Consider the following 17625-nt stretch of genomic DNA (forward strand, 5'->3'; position numbering starts at 1 on the left):
ACGTTCTTCTGAAACAGCCAGAGCGCTCGACCTTGTCCCTTCGGTGAGAACCTCGGGGAAATGCCCGTTGCCGGACAGGAGCGTATTCGCCATTCTTTGCTTTCGGCTTTCCGGGACGATCCCAAAACCGTGCGGGCCAATACACCATTCGGCAGCGCTTGTCATCCCTTGCAGCGCGATAAATCGTCGGCATCTTCGGCTTTTGGAGGATTGCAACCGGGCATGGCGGGCGATATCAGCGCTTCTGGAGGAATGGCCGGCTCGCCGAGGCGGCCCATGGGAGCAATCATGTCGATCGTCGATATCGCAATTCTGTTCGTCGCGGGCTTCCTGTCCGGCGTGGTCAACGCGATTGCCGGCGGCGGCACCTTCCTCACCTTCGGCGCCATGACGCTGACCGGCCTGCCGCCGATCGTCGCCAACGCCACCTCCTCGATCACCCAATTCCCCGGCTACGTCACCTCCGCCCTTGCCTACCGGCGCGAAATCCGTGCCGACTGGAAGGAGGCGGTCATCGTCGGCGCGCTTTCGCTGGTCGGCGGGCTCGCGGGCGCGCTGCTCCTGCTCTCCATGTCCAACCCGGGCTTCCGCGCGCTCGTGCCCTGGCTCCTGCTGGGCGCGACCACAGTCTTCGCCGCCGGTCCGCTTTTGAAGCCGAAGCATCTGCATGCCGAGCAGCCGCTCGGCCCGCTAGGGCTCGTCGGCCAGTTCGCGACGTCGATCTACGGCGGCTTCTTCGGCGCCGGCATGGGCATCATGACGCTCGCCGTGCTCGGCCTCTCCAAGGGCGGAGACTACCACCGGCTGAACGCGCTGAAGAATTTCCTCGCCATGGTGATCGCGGGCGTCGCAATCGTCGTTTTTGCAAGCGGCAATGTGGTCGGCTGGCCGCAGGCGGCCGTGATGATCCCCGCCGGCGCGATGGGCGGCTATTCCGGCGTCTGGGCGGCGCGCCGCGTTCCGCAGACGCTCATCCGCGCCCTCGTCGTCGCAGTCGGCGGGCTCCTGACGATCTACTACTTCGTGACGGGCTGAGGGCCGAGCAGGTCCGGGCGACGCTCCCCGGTCAACCGGCGCGCCTCCGCAAGCCGCCATTTCTCGATCTCGCCGTGGTGGCCGGAGGTCAGCACCGCCGGTATCTCCCGGCCCTCCCACACCTGCGGCCGCGTATAATGCGGGTGCTCCAAAAGCCCTCCCTCGAAGCTCTCGTGGACGCCGGACAGGGCATTGCCCATCACGCCCGGCAGGATGCGCACGATCGCGTCGAGCAGGATCATCGCCGCCGGCTCGCCGCCGGAGAGGATGTAGTCGCCGATCGAGACTTCCTCGAGCCCGCGCGCGTCGATCACGCGCTGATCCACGCCCTCGAACCGGCCACAGACGATGACCGCACCCTCTGCGGTGGCGAGGTCGCGGACCCGTTGCTGCGTCAGCGGCCGGCCACGCGGGCTCATCAGCAGGCGAGGCCGCATGTCACCTTCCGACGAGGCGTGGTCGATCGCCTGTGCGAGCACATCGGGTCTCAGCACCATGCCGGCACCGCCGCCGGCCGGCGTATCGTCCACGGTCCGGTGGCGATCGGTGGCGAAATCGCGGATCTGCACCGTCTCCAGCGACCAGTCGCCGCGCGAAAGCGCCTTGCCGGACAGGGACTGGCCGAGAAAACCCGGAAACATCTCCGGGTACAGGGTCAGGATGGTGGCGCGGAAAGCCACGTCATTCCCCGTCGCGCGGCGGGCGCCGCTTGCGGCTGCCCGGCCCTTCCTCGTCGCCACCTTCGAGGCCGGCGGCAACGGGATCGATCAGCAGCCGGCCGTTCTCGAGATCGATCTCGATCACGGCCGTCTCGGAGAAGGGAATGAGCACCGGCCGCTTGCCCGGCCCCTTCAACTCCAGGAGGTCGCCGGCGCCGAAATCGAAGATGCCGCTGACCGTGCCATGGCTGCGCCCGGTCGCATCGACCGCCTCCAGCCCTTCGAGATCGGCATAGAAGAACTCGTCGTCGTCCAGCTCCTCGTCCGGCAGCTTGTCGCGCTCGATATAGAGGTCCACGCCCCGCAACGCTTCTGCCGCGGTGCGGTCGTTGACGCCGCGAAAGCGGACCACCGCCATCTCCTTGGCCTCGCGGATCTCCAGCACCTCGAAGACCCGGCCATCCTCGCTGTGGAGATGGCCGTAGTCGCCGAGCGAGCCCGGATCGAGCGTGTAGCTCTTGACGCGGACTTCGCCGCGCAGGCCCTGCGCCGCTCCGATCGTGCCCATCAGCACGGGGTTTTGAAGTTTGTTCATCGGTCCCGTCCGCGATCACTCAATCAGAAAAATGTGGAAGTCCAAACGAAAACGGGCGGCATGAGACACGCCGCCCGCTGGAACTTGGCCCGGCCGGCGATTATTCCGCGGCGGCGGCAGCGGCGTCTTCGGCCTTCTGCTTCTTCTCGGCGACGCGTTCGATCGCCTTCTTGCCCGGCTTTGCCTTTTCCGGGTTGTTGCGCGTGTCACGCTTGGCAAGGCCGGCTTCGTTCAGGAAGCGCAGGACGCGGTCGGTCGGCTGTGCGCCCTTGGCGAGCCATTCGGTGATGCGCTCGGCATTGAGTTCGACGCGCTTTGCGTCTTCCTTGGCGAGCATCGGGTTCCAGGCGCCGACCTTCTCCAGGAAGCGGCCGTCGCGGGGCGAGCGGGCGTCGGCAACGACGATCTGGTAGTAGGGGCGCTTCTTGGAACCACCACGGGCGAGACGGATCTTCAGGGACATTTCATTTTCTCCTAGCGATATGACTGGCCGCTTTTTTCTAAGCGGTATGCTGGTTGTTGGAGCCGCTGTAGTCGGCGGCGATGGCTTCATGATGCCGGATCACTTCATGGATGACGAAGTTCAGGAACTTCTCCGCAAAGTCCGGATCCAGATTGGCGTCCTTCGCCAGGTGGCGGAGGCGTTCGATCTGGTATTCCTCGCGCGCCGGGTCCGCCGGCGGCAAATCGTGGGTGGCCTTGAGGACGCCGACCGCCTTGGTGCAGCGGAAGCGCTCGGCCAGGATATGCACCAGGGCAGCGTCGATGTTGTCGATCGACTGGCGATACTCGGCCAGCTGCTTCTTGATTTCCGGATCGATCATCGCCGCGCCCTCACTTCTTCTTCGGCAGGCCGGGAAGGCCCGGGAACCCGCCGCCAAGGCCCGGCAGCTTGCCGCCAAGGCCCGGAAGTCCGCCGCCGCCGAGGCCCGGCATTCCGCCGCCCGGCTTGAGACCCGCGGCTTCGGCCTGCTTCTGCAGCGCCTCGAGCTGCTTGGGATCGAGGCTCGACAGGTCGGGCATGCCACCCATGCCGCCGCCAAGGCCCCCCATGCCGCCCCCGAGGCCCATCTTGCCGGCAAGGCCGCCCATCATCTGCTTCATCATGCCGCCGCCCTTCTTGCCGCCCATCATCTTCATCATGTCCGCCATCTGGCGGTGCATCTTCAGAAGCTTGTTGATGTCGCTGGCATCGGTGCCGGAGCCGGCGGCGATGCGCTTCTTGCGCGAATGCTTCAAGAGGTCGGGGTTGGCGCGCTCGGCCTTGGTCATCGACGAGATGATGGCGATCTGGCGGCCGAACATCTTGTCGTCGAGGCCTGCCGCCGACATCTTGTCCTTCATGCCGGCCATGCCGGGCATCATCCCCATGATGCCGCCCATGCCGCCCATCTTCTGCATCTGGCCGAGTTGGTCGGCGAGGTCGTTCAGGTCGAACTTGCCCTTGGCCATCTTGGCGGCCATGGCGGCCGCCTTCTCGGCGTCGATATTTTCGGCCGCCCGCTCCACGAGCGAGACGATGTCGCCCATGCCGAGGATGCGGTCGGCGACACGGCGGGGGTGGAACTCCTCCAGCTCCCCCATCTTCTCGCCGACGCCGATCAGCTTGATCGGCTTGCCGGTGACCGCGCGCATCGAAAGCGCTGCACCGCCGCGGCCGTCGCCGTCCATGCGGGTCAGCACGAGGCCGGTGATGCCGACGCGGTCGTCGAAGTTGCGGGCGAGGTTGACGGCGTCCTGACCGGTCAGCGCATCGGCGACGAGCAGGATCTCGTGCGGATTGGACTTCCGCTTGATCTCCGCCATCTCGATCATCAGCGGCTCGTCGATATGGGTGCGGCCGGCAGTGTCGAGGATGACGACGTCATGACCGCCAAGCTTGGCAGCCTGAACGGCGCGCGCGGCGATATCGGTCGGCGACTGGCCGGCAATGACCGGCAACGTGTCGATGCCCGCCTGGACCCCGAGTTGGCGCAGTTGCTCCTGCGCGGCCGGACGGCGCGTATCGAGCGAGGCCATCAGGACCTTCTTCTTGTCGCGCGTCTTCAGCCGGTTGGCGATCTTGCCCGACGTGGTGGTCTTGCCGGAGCCCTGCAGGCCGACCATCATGATGACAACGGGGGCGGCCGCGTTCAGGTCGATCGAGACCCCCTCGGAGCCGAGCATCGAGACCAGTTCGTCATGCACGAGCTTGACGACCATCTGGCCGGGCTTGATCGACTTCAGGATCTCCGCGCCGACCGCCTTCTCGCGGACGGCATCGGTGAACGAACGCACCACTTCCAGCGCCACGTCCGCTTCCAGGAGCGCGCGACGAACCTCGCGCAGCGCCGCCGAGACGTCGGCCTCGGAGAGCGCACCGCGGCCTGTCAGCCCATTCAAGATGGCGCCAAGGCGGTCCTGGAGTGTTTCAAACATTGCGTCGTCCTTCTGGTTTCCGGCTTCCCGGAAACGTCGGTGCTATCTGCGACGAAAACAAGACGCAAAGCCGAAAACCACCCGAGGGCGCATTGCGCTGTCGGGTGTTGACCTCCGGGATCTCTTTATACCTTCTCGGGTCCCGGTCGGCGGCTTCAAGTGTCTGAACTTGTCGCAGATGGCGCGGATAAACAGGAAAGCTGTACCAAAGTCAAGGATAGAGGCTGAAAATGCGCCGATCCCGGCAGACGCCCTTACAAAGGACGCCCCGACGTACCAGATCATTCTCCCAATATCTTCGATCGGTTTCGCATGACACAGACGCCACGCACCAGCAAGCCGCGCAATCCCTACTATGGCGGCCCGGTCTCCGACCATTTCGACGGCACCTTCTTCTTCAATCCCGAGGGGGAAACGCCGCTCGGCTTTCGCGAGCTGATGCGCTGGCAGTTCGGCGGCGGCCGGGCGCGATGGCCGAAGCGCGTGGAAAGTCCCTTTTGCCCGGCCAGGCCCGACGATCGAGTCGATGGCGGCGGCCTGCGTGTCACCATGATCGGCCATGCGTGCCTGCTCATCCAGGTCGCCGGCCTCAACATCCTCACCGACCCCGTCTGGTCGCAGCGTGCCAGCCCATTTTCCTTCGCCGGGCCGAGGCGCGTGGTGGAGCCGGGCGTCCGCTTCGACGACCTGCCCCCGATTGACATCGTTATCGTCACCCACAACCACTACGACCACCTCGATCTCGCCACTTTGAAGCGGCTGCAGGCGCGTCACGGGCCGCATATCGTCACCCCGCTCGGCAACGACACGATCATCCGCCGCGCGATCCCCGACGCCGGGATTTCGGTCATGGACTGGGGCGACCGGCTTTCGTTCGAAGGGGGGATCACCGTCGATTGCGAGCCCTGCCACCACTGGTCGGCGCGCGGCACGCGCGACCGGCGCATGGCGCTGTGGGCCGCCTTCGTCGTCTCGACGCCTGCCGGGAAGGTCTACCATGTCGGCGACACCGGCTTTCACGACGGAGCGAATTACCGCGCCGCGAAGGAAAAGCATGGCGGCTTCCGGCTCGCCAACCTCCCCGTCGGCGCCTACGAGCCGCGCTGGTTCATGAAGGCGCAGCACCAGAACCCGGAAGAGGCGGTGGAGGGCATGCTGTTGTGCGGCGCGGCGTTCGCCGCCGGCCATCACTGGGGCACGTTCCAGCTGACCGACGAGGCGATCGGCGAGCCGCTCGCAGCCCTACACACAGCGCTCGATCGTCGCAGCATCGCTCCTTCGCGCTTCCGGCCGATGCGTTCCGGCGAAGTCTTCGAAGTCCCGGCTTGACGAAAGACGCTCACATTTGCTTGATACGATAATTCATGAGTTTTTGGGGAAAGAAATGCTGACCGAACTGGAAAATCCCGCCGAGGCCACACGCATCCAGCGCCTGAAGGCGATGACGGAGGCCACGCACGACCGCCTCGACAAGCGGATCATGGCCGCCCAGCCCTTCGCGAGCAAAGAACGCTACGCGCAGTTTCTCAACGTGCAGCATGGCTTCCACGCCGATGTCGCCCCGCTCTATGCCGCGCCGGAACTGAACCGGCTGCTGCCGGGCCTTGCCGACCGCTGCCGCTTCAAGGCGATCAAGCAGGACATCCGCGACGTGACGAGCAACGAGCCGGGCGAAATCGCAGGCCGGAACGGCGAGCTCGACCTGCCGACGGCGCTTGGCTGGGTCTATGTCGCCGAAGGTTCGAACCTCGGCGCCGCGTTCCTGCTGAAGGAAGCGATCAAGCTCGGGCTGTCGGAAGAGGACGGCGCGCGGCATCTCGCCGGCCATCCGAGCGGTCGCGGCCTGCACTGGCGCAATTTCGTTTCCGCCTACAACACGCTGCCCCTGTCGGAAGAAGACGAGATCAAGGCCGCCGAAGGCGCCAAGGCCGCCTTCAACCGGGTGCATGGCCTGGTGGAAGAGGCATTTGCCTGAAACCCGATAGGCCCGCGTGCCACTGGTAATTTCCCGGCAATTCCGCCATATACGCCGGAAGACGGGCATTCGGCGCCCGACGGGATGGCACCATGGCAGACTTTGTCGCATTCGCGAGGATGAACGGGCTTGGCAACAAGATCCTGGTTGTCGACATGCGCGGCCGCGCCGACCGGGTGACGCCGGAGGCTGCGATCGCGCTCGCCGCGGACGCCGAGACCACCTTCGACCAGATCATGGCGATCCACGATCCGAAGGCGGACGGCACCGACGCCTTCATCGACATCCTCAACTGCGACGGCAGCAAGGCCCAGGCCTGCGGCAACGGCACGCGCTGCGTCGTCCAGGCGCTTGCCGCCGAGACCGGCAAGAAGGCCTTCGCCTTCCAGACCGTCGCCGGCATCCTGAACGCCGTGGAGCACGAGGACGGCACGATCTCCGTCGACATGGGCAGGCCCGTCTTCGAGTGGGACAGGATCCCGCTCGCCGAAGAATTCTTCGACACCCGCCGTATCGAGCTGCAGATCGGTCCGATCGACGATCCGGTGCTGCATTCGCCTTCGGCCATGTCGATGGGCAATCCGCACGCCGTTTTCTGGGTCGATCGCGACGTGATGTCCTACGACCTCGCCCGCTTCGGCCCGCTGCTCGAAAACCACCCGATCTTCCCCGAGCGCGCCAACATCACGCTCGCCGAAGTCACCTCGCGCTCGTCGATGACGACGCGCACCTGGGAACGCGGCGCCGGGCTGACGCTCGCCTGCGGCTCGGCCGCCTGCGCTGCCGCCGTCAGCGCTGCCCGCACCGGACGCACGGAGCGCAAGGTCGCCGTCACCGTCGCCAGCAGCCCGAACCGCGGCACGCTGGACATCGAGTGGCGCGAGAGCGACGACCACGTGATCATGACCGGGCCTGCCGAATGGGAGTGGTCCGGCACCGTCGATCCCGTAACCGGGACGTGGCGGCGCGACGAAGCCGAAAGCGGAGCGGCCGCGCTTTGAGCGGCGTCGAGGTCATAACCTTCGGCTGCCGTCTCAACACCTACGAATCGGAAGTGATGCGCGGCGAGGCCGAGAAGGCGGGGCTGAACAACGCCATCCTCGTCAACACCTGCGCCGTCACCGGCGAGGCCGTGCGCCAGGCCCGCCAGGCAATCCGCCGCGCCCGCCGCGACAACCCCCATGCCCGCATCATCGTCACCGGCTGCGCCGCGCAGACGGAGAAGGAGACCTTTGCCGGCATGCCGGAGGTCGATGCCGTGCTCGGCAACGAGGAGAAGTTGAGGAGCGCCTCCTACCGGTCCCTGCCGGATTTCGGCGTCTCGGCGGAAGAGAAGGTCCGCGTCAACGACATCATGAGCGTCACCGAGACCGCGCCGCAGATGGTCAAGGCCATCGACGGCCACGTGCGCGCCTTCATCCAGGTACAGAACGGCTGCGACCATCGCTGCACCTTCTGCATCATCCCCTTCGGCCGCGGCAACTCCCGCTCGGTGCCGATGGGCGCGATCGTCGACCAGGCGCGCAGGCTCGTCGACGGCGGCTACCACGAGATCGTGCTGACCGGTGTCGACGCCACCAGCTACGGCGCGGACCTCCCCGGACAGCCGGGCCTCGGACTGCTCGCCAAGACCCTGCTGAAGCAGGTGCCGGACATCCTCCGGCTCAGGCTCTCCTCCATCGACGGCATCGAGGCGGACAGCCATCTCTTCGACCTGATCGCCGACGAGCCGCGCTTCATGCCGCACCTGCACCTGTCCCTGCAGCACGGCGACGACCTGATCCTGAAGCGGATGAAGCGGCGACATTCGCGCCAGGATGCGATCGACTTCTGTCGCAAGGCGCGCGACCTTCGACCGGAGATCAGCTTCGGCGCCGACATGATCGCCGGCTTTCCGACCGAGACTGCGGACATGGCGGAGCGGAGCGCGACGCTGGCCGAGGCCTGCGCCATCGCGCAGTTGCACGTCTTCCCCTACAGCCCGCGGCCCGGTACGCCGGCGGCGCGCATGCCGCAGCTCGACCGCACGCTGGTCAAGGAGCGCGCCGCGCGCTTGCGAGAAACTGGACAAAAGCTGCAACTGGCCCATCTTTCCGCCATGGCGGGAAGCCGGCAAACGATCCTTGTCGAAAACAACGGACTGGCGCATACGGAGAACTTCACGCTGGCCGATGCCGCAGGCCTTGTCCCGCGTGAGCTTGTTTCGGTGATCGTCACCGGCCACAATGGCAAGCACCTGACCGTGCGGGCAGACCCCGCATCCGTTCGCAACTAGCGGAAATCATTCATGGCCTTCGGCTTCATCAAGAAAGTCTTCACCTTCGGCAAGGACACCGCGCCCGCGCCGCAAACGCATGAGGAGGCCGCAAAGCCCGATCCGGCTCCCCTCGTCGAGGAAGCCGGTCTTCCGCAAGCCGCGCCGGTCGATGCCGTGCCCGCACATATCGAGCCTGCCAGCGGGCATGATCCCTTGCTCGAGGAGGCCGAGGCGGCCAATCCCGAGGCCGCACACCATCGTGAGCCGCAGGTCGACATCTACCCGCTCCCGCCCGTCATCCACCCGCTCCCGATCGCGCCCGACGAAGTCCTCGAGCAGGAGATCGAGACCGGCGGCGGCCCGGCGCCGGACATGGTCGAGCCTGCCGGGGAGGTTCCCGGGCAGCCTAATACAGCGCTTACCCCGGAAGAGGAGGCGATCCGCGCCGCCGAACTGGTCAATATCGGCCTCGGCGGCGTCGAGCACGCCCATGAGGAGATCGAGGCGGCCGAAGCAGCAGTGAACGCTGCGGCGACCGACGACGACTTCCGGGCGGCCGATGCCGATGCGGAGGCAGCGCTTTCCGAACCCTCGCCCGTGCCCGCCGACGAACCCGTCGCGCCGTCGGCAAAGCCCAAGGCAAGAAAGACGAAGCCGGCCGAGCCGGACGTCGCCGAAGAAAGCCGCCCCGAACCGGTGCTGCCGAAGGGCTTCTCCGCGGCCGACCAGAAGCCGAAGGAACAGCCTGCGGCACCCGCGCCCAGGCTCAGCTGGTTCCAGCGCCTGCGCGCCGGCCTTGCGCGCACCTCCTCGCATCTGACCGGCCAGATCGCCAGCCTCTTCACCAAGCGCAAGCTCGACGATGCGACGCTGCAGGACCTGGAAGACCTGCTGATCCAGGCCGATCTCGGCGTCGAGACGGCGCTGCGCATCACCGATACGCTCGCCGCCGAGCGCTACGGCAAGGACGTCACCGGCGAGGACGTCGGCCGCATCATGGCCGGCGAGATCACCAAGGTGCTCGAGCCCGTCGCAAAGCCGCTCGAGCTCGATCTTTCGCACAAGCCGCACGTCATCCTCGTCGTCGGCGTCAACGGCACGGGCAAGACCACCACGATCGGCAAGCTCGCAGCCAAGCTCTCGGGCGCCGGCCTGAAGGTGATGATGGCCGCCGGCGACACCTTCCGCGCCGCCGCGATCGAGCAGCTGAAGATCTGGGCCGAGCGCACCGGCTCCGACATCGTCTCCTCCAAGCTCGGCGCCGATGCGGCCGGCCTGGCCTATGAGGCCTATGAGCAGGCCAGGGAAAAGAAGAGCGATGTCCTCATCGTCGACACCGCCGGCCGCCTGCAGAACAAGGCCGAGCTGATGGCGGAGCTGGAAAAGATCGTCCGCGTGCTCGGCAAGCTCGATCCGGACGCGCCGCACACCGTGCTCCAGACGCTCGACGCCACGACCGGGCAGAACGCGATGAACCAGGTGGAGATTTTCCGCAACGTCGCCGGCGTCTCCGGCCTGATCATGACAAAATTGGACGGTACGGCACGCGGCGGCATCCTGGTGGCGATTGCCGCCAAGCACAAGCTGCCGGTCTATTTCATCGGCGTCGGCGAAGGGATCGACGATCTCGAACCGTTCGAGGCAAAGGATTTCGCGCAGGCGATTGCAGGGGTTGAGGCATGAGCAACGACAGGATCATCGAGACGATGGAAGACGCCGGCAAGCCCAAGGTCAACCCGGCCCTGAAGCTGGTGCTGGAGCTCGGCCCGCTCGTCGTCTTCTTCTTCGCCAATTCGCGCGGCGAATGGCTGGCGGGACAATTCCCGGCCCTTGCCGAGCTCGGCGGCCCGATCTTCATCGCCACGGGCCTGTTCATGGCCGCGACCGCGACGGCGCTGATCGTTTCCTGGGTACTGACGCGGACGCTGCCGATGATGCCGCTGGTCTCGGGCATCGTCGTCTTCGTCTTCGGCGCGCTCACGCTATGGCTGCAGAACGACACCTTCATCAAGATGAAGCCGACCATCGTCAACACCCTGTTCGGCGTCATCCTGCTGGGCGGCCTCGCCTTCGGCAAACCTCTGCTCGGCTATGTCTTCAATGCCGCCTTCAAGCTGACGGACGAGGGCTGGCGCAAGCTGACGCTGCGCTGGGGCCTGTTCTTCCTGGTGCTCGCGGTCCTCAACGAGGTCATCTGGCGCCACTTCTCGACGGACTTCTGGGTCGCCTTCAAGGTCTGGGGCACGATGCCGATCACCATCCTCTTCACGCTCGCCCAGATGCCGCTGATCATGAAGTATTCGGCCGAACCGGCGGAGAGCAAGACGCCCTGAGGCAACGAAGGCCACGTTCCATCACCGGGGCCGCTGGACGATCAGCCCGCCTGCACCGGCGCAGCCAGCGCCTTTTCGATCGCGGGCATCAGGCCGTTGCGCAGGCTGTTCTCGTCGAACGGACCGACCTTCTTGTAGAGGATCGTGCCGTCGGGACTGACGAGATAGGACTCCGGAATGCCGTAGACCCCGAAATCGATCGCCATCTTGCCGTTCGGATCCAGCCCGATGGCGGCGAAGGGATTGCCGAGCTCGCCGAGGAAGCGTAGCGCGTTCTCGGTGCCGTCCTTGTAGTTGACGCCGACGACGTTCAGACGAGGATCCTGCGACAGGGCCATGATGACCGGGTGCTCCTGCCGGCAGGGCACACACCAGGACGCCCAGAAATTGACGAGGGTCAGCTTGCCCTTCGTCGTCTCGGTACCCAGCGCCGGGATCGCAACGCCGTCGCGCATCGCCCCTGCCAGGGGTTCCAGATCGCGGAACGGCGCCTTGGTGCCGATCAGCGCCGACGGGATCTCCGAGACATCGCGCCCCGAGCGCAGTTGGAAGAAGAAGATCGCAGCCAGCGCCACGAAGATCGCGAGCGGTATCAGCGCCAGCAGCACGCGCGTACGCGATCCGGGCGGCTTTTCCGCCGCCTTCTCGTCTGCAGGTACGCTCATCTCGCCTCTCCGGCAGAGCGACGGCGGATGCCGGAAGCCTCCAGCGTCGCCAGTTCGCGCCGCCGCGCGCGGCCGTCAAGCCAGACCCAGAGTATGAGGCCGGCAACCGTGGCTAAGGCAGCCGCATAGGCGGCGGCGACATAGGCGGCATGGTTCATCGCGGCGCCTCCTCAGGGGCGGCCAGACCGGGGCCTGCAAGACCGGGGCCACCGGAACCGTGCCCGGCGGAACGCGCGGCCAGCCGCCGCAAGGTCGCCACGCGCCGGCGCAGGATCTCGTTGCGCATCGCAAGGATGTGCAGGGTGAAGAACAGCAGCGTGAAGGCGATCGCCATGACGACGAGCGGCCGCAGGAATTCCGGGTCGATCGTCGGCCCGTCGAGGCGGATGACGCTCGCCGGCTGGTGCAGCGTGTTCCACCATTCGACCGAGAACTTGATGATCGGGATGTTCACGAAGCCCACGAGGATCAGGATGGCCCCCACTTTGGCCGCCCGCGTCGGATCGTCGACCGCGCGGTTCAGCGCAATCAGCCCGAGATACATCAAGAAGAGCACGAACACCGAGGTCAGCCGTGCGTCCCATACCCACCAGGTGCCCCACATCGGCTTGCCCCACAGCGAGCCGGTGATCAGCGCGATGAAGGTGAAACAGGCGCCGATCGGCGCTGCCGTCTTCGCCGAGACGTCGGCGAGCGGATGCCGCCAGACGAGCGTTCCGAGCGCCGAGAGCGCCATCACCGAGTAGCACATCATCGACAGCCAGGCGGCGGGTACGTGGATATACATGATCCGCACCGTCTCGCCCTGCTGGTAGTCGCCGACGGTCGAAAAACAGAGATAGAGGCCGACGGCGAAGAACAGCGCCGTGACCGCCGCCATCCATGGCCAGACGGCCGCGCTCAACGCCAGGAACCGGGTCGGATTGGCGAGGTCGGAAAACTTGCGAATGGCCAGGCTCTGTTCGCTCATGGGCTCTGTTTACCGCTTTCGCCCCATCGCTGCAATTGACCGCCATCAATCACATTTGCGTCAATCCGTCGATGCGCGGAGTGCCGCGGCGGCGGCGACCGGGCCGATGACGGCAAAGACGAGCGTCAGCGCGGTCAGAAACAGGAAAGGTGGCAGGAACGGCGCGGGCTCCTGCACCGCGGCATAGACGGCGCTGACGCCGAAGATCAGCACCGGGATGGCGAGCGGCAGCACGAGAATGGAGACGAGCAGCCCGCCGCGCGGCAGCGCCACGGCGACGGCGGCACCCGCAGCCCCGATGAAGGTGATCGCCGGCGTTCCGACGAGAAGCGTCAGCATGGTCGCGGCCATCGCCGGCGCGTCCATGTTCATGAACAGCGCCAGGAGCGGCGAGGCGATCACCAGCGGCAGGCCGGTCGCGATCCAGTGCGCCAGGCACTTGACCAGCACCGTCAGCACCAGCGGCGTCTCCTGCATCAGGATGAGGTCGAGCGAACCGTCCTCGCGCTCGGCCTGGAACAGCCGGTCGAGACCGAGGAGGGAGGCCAGCAGCGCGCCGATCCAAAGGATCGCCGGTCCGATTCGGGCAAGCAGGTTCAGGTCCGGCCCGACGCCGAAGGGGATGACGGCGACCACGGTCATGAAGAACAGAACCCCGATCATCGCCCCGCCCCCGGCGCGCACCGAGAGTTTCAGGTCTCGAAGAAGGAGAGCGGTCATGGTTGGATACCTCGAATCTGCCCCCCCTCTGCCCTGCCGGGCATCTCCCTCTCAAGGGAGGAGATCGGCAAGGCGCGCCGCCATTGGCCGAAACGACTGCTGCGTCCTGCTGTCAAAACCCGTTGCTTCGTCGTTGCGCCAAACGGATCTGCTGCTTGAGGGCAGAGTGTGGCTGCTATCCGATCTCCCCCCTCGAGGGGGAGATGCCCGGCAGGGCAGAGGGGGGGTACGGATATCGCCACCCTCACGCCCAGGCCTCCACGTTTTCTCCAGCAAAGCCAGCCATGTGCAGTTCCGCCACCGCACCGAGGCCGAGCGGCTGGTGCGTTGCCGCAATCGCCAGCCCGCCGCGCCCGAGATGCGCCTTCACCAGCCCGGCGAACATCGTCTCGGCTGCCGCATCGAGCGCCGCGGTCGGTTCGTCGAGGATCCAGACCGGCCGCCAGGCGACAAGCAGCTTCGCCATCGCCATCCGCCGCTGCTGGCCGGCGGAAAGGTAGCCGAACGGCAGGTGCACGATGCCGCCGAGGCCGACGGCTTCGGCCGCCGCGTCGATGCCGATACCAGAGCCGCTGGTGGAATCACCGGCAAAGTCCTTCCAGAAACGCAGGTTTTCCGCAACCGTCAGCTCGCGCTTCATCGCATTGTGGTGGCCGAGATAGTGGCAGGCGGTTGCAACGGTCTCGAACGCCTGCGCCCCCTCGCCGGTGAGCCTGATCTTGCCGGTTTCCCGGGCAAGCAGGCCGGCCACGACGCGCAGCAATGTCGACTTGCCCGAGCCGTTCGGCCCCTTCACCACCAGCACCTCGCCGGCCCCGATTTCGAAGGAAATGTCCCGGAAGATCAGGTCTTCGCCCCGTCTTGCACTCAGGCGCTCGGCAACGAGGCGCATCCTGTTCACTTTCCCTCTGCGACCTTGGTCGCACTGCAAAAAAATTCTTCCGATCCATACACCGGTCCTCTGGATCGTTCCTTAGAAATTATCTATAAGGCCCGCAACACGCCAGCGGTCGGCGTGAATTTCATCCTTGCGCCGAACCCGGAATGACTTCCGCGTACGGACAGCGGAAATGGCCGCACCCGCATCCCATACAGCGCTTCTCAGGCGCACGGGCGTTCGTACGTCAGCTTTTGGCGACCAGACGGAACGGGGTATCCAGTGTCCAAATCCCTAGACAGCTTCAACTGTCGCTCGACCCTCACAGTCGGCGGCGTCGACTATGTTTATTTCAGCCTGCCCAAGGCCGCGGCCAACGGTCTTACCGGCGTCTCGAAGCTTCCCTATTCGATGAAGGTGCTTCTCGAGAACCTGCTGCGCAACGAGGATGGCCGCTCGGTCACGAAGAAGGACATTGAGAGCGTCGCCGCCTGGCTGACGAACAAGGGCCTGACCGAGAGCGAGATCGCCTACCGCCCCGCCCGCGTGCTGATGCAGGACTTCACCGGCGTTCCCGCCGTCGTCGACCTCGCCGCCATGCGTGACGGCATCAAGGCGCTCGGCGGCGATCCGGAAAAGATCAACCCGCTCGTGCCCGTCGACCTCGTCATCGACCACTCCGTCATCGTCGACGAGTTCGGCACAGCAACCGCGTTTGCCCGCAACGTCGAACTCGAATACCAGCGCAACGGCGAGCGCTACCGCTTCCTCAAGTGGGGCCAGCAGGCGTTCAAGAACTTCCGCGTGGTTCCGCCCGGCACGGGCATCTGCCACCAGGTCAACCTCGAATATCTCGGCCAGACCGTCTGGACCAAGGAAGAGGACGGCGAGACGATCGCCTATCCGGACACCTGCGTCGGCACCGACAGCCACACCACCATGATCAACGGCCTCGGCGTTCTCGGCTGGGGCGTGGGCGGCATCGAGGCCGAGGCTGCCATGCTCGGCCAGCCGGTCTCCATGCTGCTGCCGGAAGTCATCGGCTTCAAGCTGACGGGCAAGCTGAAGGAAGGCGTCACCGCCACCGACCTCGTGCTCACCGTCGTGCAGATGCTGCGCAAGAAGGGCGTCGTCTCCAAGTTCGTCGAATTCTTCGGCCCCGGCCTCGACAACATGACGCTGGCCGACCGCGCCACCATCGGCAACATGGGCCCGGAATACGGCGCCACCTGCGGCTTCTTCCCGGTCGATGCCGAAACGATCAACTACCTGACCATGTCCGGCCGCGAAGAGCAGCGGATCGCCCTGGTCGAAGCCTATTCCAAGGCCCAGGGCATGTGGCGTGACGGCGACGGCTCCGAGCTCGTCTTCACCGACACGCTGGAGCTCGACCTCGGCGAGGTCGTGCCCTCGATGGCCGGCCCGAAGCGCCCCGAGGGCCGCCTGCCGCTCGAGACTATCGCGCCGAACTTCGCGACCGCGCTCGAGAACGACTACAAGAAGCCTGGCCAGCTTGAAAACCGCTATGCGGTCGAGGGCACCGACTACGACATCGGCCACGGCGACGTGGCGATCGCCGCCATTACCTCGTGCACCAACACCTCCAACCCGAGCGTGCTGATCGCTGCCGGCCTTCTGGCCCGCAACGCCGTCGCCAAGGGCCTGAAGACCAAGCCCTGGGTGAAGACCTCGCTGGCACCGGGATCGCAGGTGGTCGGCGAATACCTCGCCAAGTCGGGCCTGCAGAAGGACCTCGACGCGCTCGGCTTCAATCTCGTCGGCTTCGGCTGCACCACCTGCATCGGCAACTCCGGCCCGCTGCCGGCGCCGATCTCCAAGACGATCAACGACAAGGGCCTGATCACCGCCGGCGTGCTCTCCGGCAACCGCAATTTCGAAGGCCGCATCTCGCCGGACGTCCAGGCCAACTACCTGGCCTCGCCGCCGCTGGTTGTCGCCTACGCGCTCGCAGGCACGGTTCGCAAGGACCTGACCCATGAGCCGATCGGCGAGGACAAGGACGGCAAGCCGGTCTACCTGAAGGACATCTGGCCGACCTCCCACGAGATCCAGGAATTCATCCTGAAATACGTCACCCGCGAACTCTACGCGTCGAAGTATGCCGACGTCTTCAAGGGCGACGAGAACTGGCAGGCGGTGCAGGTTCCGGCCGGGCAGACCTATGCCTGGGACGACAAGTCGACCTACGTGCAGAACCCGCCCTACTTCGTCGGCATGGGCAAGAAGGGTTCCGGCATCAAGAACATCAAGGGTGCCCGCGTCCTCGGCCTGTTCGGCGACAAGATCACCACCGACCACATTTCGCCCGCCGGCTCGATCAAGGCCGCCTCGCCGGCAGGTGCTTACCTTATCGAGAACGGTGTCGGCGTCGCCGACTTCAACCAGTACGGCACGCGCCGCGGCAACCATGAGGTGATGATGCGCGGCACGTTTGCCAATATCCGCATCCGCAACCACATGCTCGGCCCGAACGGCAAGGAAGGTGGCTACACCATCCACTATCCGTCCAAGGAAGAGATGTCGATCTACGACGCGGCCATGAAGTACAAGGAAGAGGGCGTGCCGCTCGTCATCTTCGCCGGCGTCGAATACGGCAACGGCTCCTCGCGCGACTGGGCGGCCAAGGGTACCAACCTTCTCGGCGTCAAGGCCGTGATCGCGCAGTCCTTCGAGCGCATCCACCGTTCCAATCTCGTCGGCATGGGCATCGTGCCCTTCGTCTTCGAGGAAGGCACGACCTGGGCAAGCCTTGACCTCAAGGGCGACGAACTCGTCGAGATCGACGGCCTCGAGGGCGACATCAAGCCGCGCGAGCGCAAGATCGCCAGGATCACCTATGGCGACGGTACGGTGAAGGAGGTTCCGCTCCTCTGCCGCATCGATACGCTCGACGAGGTCACCTACATGAACAACGGCGGTATCCTGCAGACGGTTCTGCGCGATCTCGCCGCCTGATTTCGACTGGATTTTCAGTCAACACGATGCCGGGGCGATTGCCCCGGCATTTGTTTTGGGAGCATAGTTCCCGCAAGGTAAGCCTCACTCCATCGTGACTTCCTGTTGACTGTGCAAGCGGGTATGACGGTCGCCGACAATGGCA

At 65.7% G+C, this 17625-nt stretch carries 18 protein-coding genes; 8 read left to right on the forward strand and 10 right to left on the reverse strand.

Going from position 1 to position 17625, the window contains the following annotated elements:
• The first annotated feature begins 288 nt into the window (after positions 1–288).
• A complete protein-coding gene (locus tag GGQ64_RS10685) occupies positions 289–1035 on the forward strand; it encodes a sulfite exporter TauE/SafE family protein (protein WP_183803470.1) in 747 nt (248 codons plus the stop codon).
• Here GGQ64_RS10685 and trmD read toward each other — a convergent pair.
• From trmD to ffh, 5 genes are all read right to left on the reverse strand, one after another.
• Entirely contained in the window at positions 1017–1715 is a 699-nt protein-coding gene (trmD, locus tag GGQ64_RS10690; protein ID WP_183803473.1) for a tRNA (guanosine(37)-N1)-methyltransferase TrmD, read from the reverse strand. The two genes, GGQ64_RS10685 and trmD, sit on opposite strands and share 19 nt — an antisense overlap.
• A gap of 1 nt (position 1716) precedes the next feature.
• A complete protein-coding gene (gene rimM, locus GGQ64_RS10695) occupies positions 1717–2289 on the reverse strand; it encodes a ribosome maturation factor RimM (protein ID WP_183803476.1) in 573 nt (190 codons plus the stop codon).
• Positions 2290–2389: 100 nt separating this feature from the next.
• Positions 2390–2752, reverse strand: coding sequence for a 30S ribosomal protein S16 (rpsP, locus tag GGQ64_RS10700; RefSeq protein WP_183803479.1), 363 nt, complete (start codon positions 2750–2752; stop codon positions 2390–2392).
• Between the two features lie 37 nt (positions 2753–2789).
• The gene (locus tag GGQ64_RS10705; RefSeq protein WP_183803482.1) at positions 2790–3113 is read right to left on the reverse strand and encodes a chorismate mutase; all 324 of its coding nucleotides are present in this window, start codon (positions 3111–3113) and stop codon (positions 2790–2792) included.
• 10 nt (positions 3114–3123) lie between these two features.
• Positions 3124–4707, reverse strand: a complete 1584-nt coding sequence (ffh, locus tag GGQ64_RS10710; protein ID WP_183803485.1) for a signal recognition particle protein — start codon at positions 4705–4707, stop codon at positions 3124–3126.
• Between the two features lie 312 nt (positions 4708–5019).
• Here ffh and GGQ64_RS10715 point away from each other — a divergent pair, with 312 nt between their 5' ends.
• The 6 genes from GGQ64_RS10715 to GGQ64_RS10740 all read left to right on the forward strand — a co-directional run bounded on the left by GGQ64_RS10715 (position 5020) and on the right by GGQ64_RS10740 (position 11272).
• Complete coding sequence (locus GGQ64_RS10715) at positions 5020–6036, forward strand: MBL fold metallo-hydrolase (protein WP_183803488.1); 1017 nt, start codon at positions 5020–5022, stop codon at positions 6034–6036.
• A 55-nt stretch (positions 6037–6091) separates the two neighbouring features.
• Positions 6092–6682: a biliverdin-producing heme oxygenase gene (locus GGQ64_RS10720; RefSeq protein WP_183803491.1), complete on the forward strand. Its 591-nt coding sequence runs from the start codon at positions 6092–6094 to the stop codon at positions 6680–6682.
• A gap of 92 nt (positions 6683–6774) precedes the next feature.
• Positions 6775–7683, forward strand: coding sequence for a diaminopimelate epimerase (dapF, locus tag GGQ64_RS10725; protein ID WP_183803494.1), 909 nt, complete (start codon positions 6775–6777; stop codon positions 7681–7683).
• Positions 7680–8957: a tRNA (N(6)-L-threonylcarbamoyladenosine(37)-C(2))-methylthiotransferase MtaB gene (gene mtaB / locus GGQ64_RS10730; RefSeq protein ID WP_183803497.1), complete on the forward strand. Its 1278-nt coding sequence runs from the start codon at positions 7680–7682 to the stop codon at positions 8955–8957. The genes dapF and mtaB overlap by 4 nt, the downstream gene beginning before the upstream one ends.
• Positions 8958–8969: 12 nt before the next feature.
• Positions 8970–10622 carry a signal recognition particle-docking protein FtsY gene (gene ftsY / locus GGQ64_RS10735; RefSeq protein ID WP_183803500.1) on the forward strand — a complete coding sequence of 551 codons (1653 nt, stop codon included), beginning with the start codon at positions 8970–8972 and terminating at the stop codon, positions 10620–10622.
• A gap of 14 nt (positions 10623–10636) precedes the next feature.
• Positions 10637–11272 (forward strand): septation protein A, encoded by a 636-nt coding sequence (locus GGQ64_RS10740; RefSeq protein WP_183804243.1) that lies wholly within the window; start codon positions 10637–10639, stop codon positions 11270–11272.
• Positions 11273–11313: 41 nt separating this feature from the next.
• Here GGQ64_RS10740 and GGQ64_RS10745 read toward each other — a convergent pair whose 3' ends face one another.
• The 5 genes from GGQ64_RS10745 to ccmA form a co-directional block, all read right to left on the reverse strand.
• Positions 11314–11937 carry a DsbE family thiol:disulfide interchange protein gene (locus tag GGQ64_RS10745; protein ID WP_183803503.1) on the reverse strand — a complete coding sequence of 208 codons (624 nt, stop codon included), beginning with the start codon at positions 11935–11937 and terminating at the stop codon, positions 11314–11316.
• Positions 11934–12095 (reverse strand): heme exporter protein CcmD, encoded by a 162-nt coding sequence (gene ccmD / locus GGQ64_RS10750; protein WP_183803506.1) that lies wholly within the window; start codon positions 12093–12095, stop codon positions 11934–11936. The genes GGQ64_RS10745 and ccmD overlap by 4 nt, the downstream gene beginning before the upstream one ends.
• Entirely contained in the window at positions 12092–12907 is an 816-nt protein-coding gene (locus GGQ64_RS10755; RefSeq protein WP_183803509.1) for a heme ABC transporter permease, read from the reverse strand. Before GGQ64_RS10755 ends, ccmD begins: the two co-directional genes overlap by 4 nt.
• A gap of 60 nt (positions 12908–12967) precedes the next feature.
• A complete protein-coding gene (ccmB, locus tag GGQ64_RS10760; RefSeq protein ID WP_183803512.1) occupies positions 12968–13627 on the reverse strand; it encodes a heme exporter protein CcmB in 660 nt (219 codons plus the stop codon).
• A gap of 244 nt (positions 13628–13871) precedes the next feature.
• The gene (gene ccmA, locus GGQ64_RS10765; RefSeq protein ID WP_183804246.1) at positions 13872–14519 is read right to left on the reverse strand and encodes a heme ABC exporter ATP-binding protein CcmA; all 648 of its coding nucleotides are present in this window, start codon (positions 14517–14519) and stop codon (positions 13872–13874) included.
• Between the two features lie 267 nt (positions 14520–14786).
• Between ccmA and acnA the strand changes: the two genes are divergently transcribed.
• Complete coding sequence (gene acnA, locus GGQ64_RS10770; RefSeq protein WP_183803515.1) at positions 14787–17480, forward strand: aconitate hydratase AcnA; 2694 nt, start codon at positions 14787–14789, stop codon at positions 17478–17480.
• Positions 17481–17625: the final 145 nt, after the last annotated feature.

It is taken from the genome of Mycoplana azooxidifex, from assembly GCF_014196765.1.
Classification (GTDB): Bacteria; Pseudomonadota; Alphaproteobacteria; order Rhizobiales; family Rhizobiaceae; genus Mycoplana; species Mycoplana azooxidifex.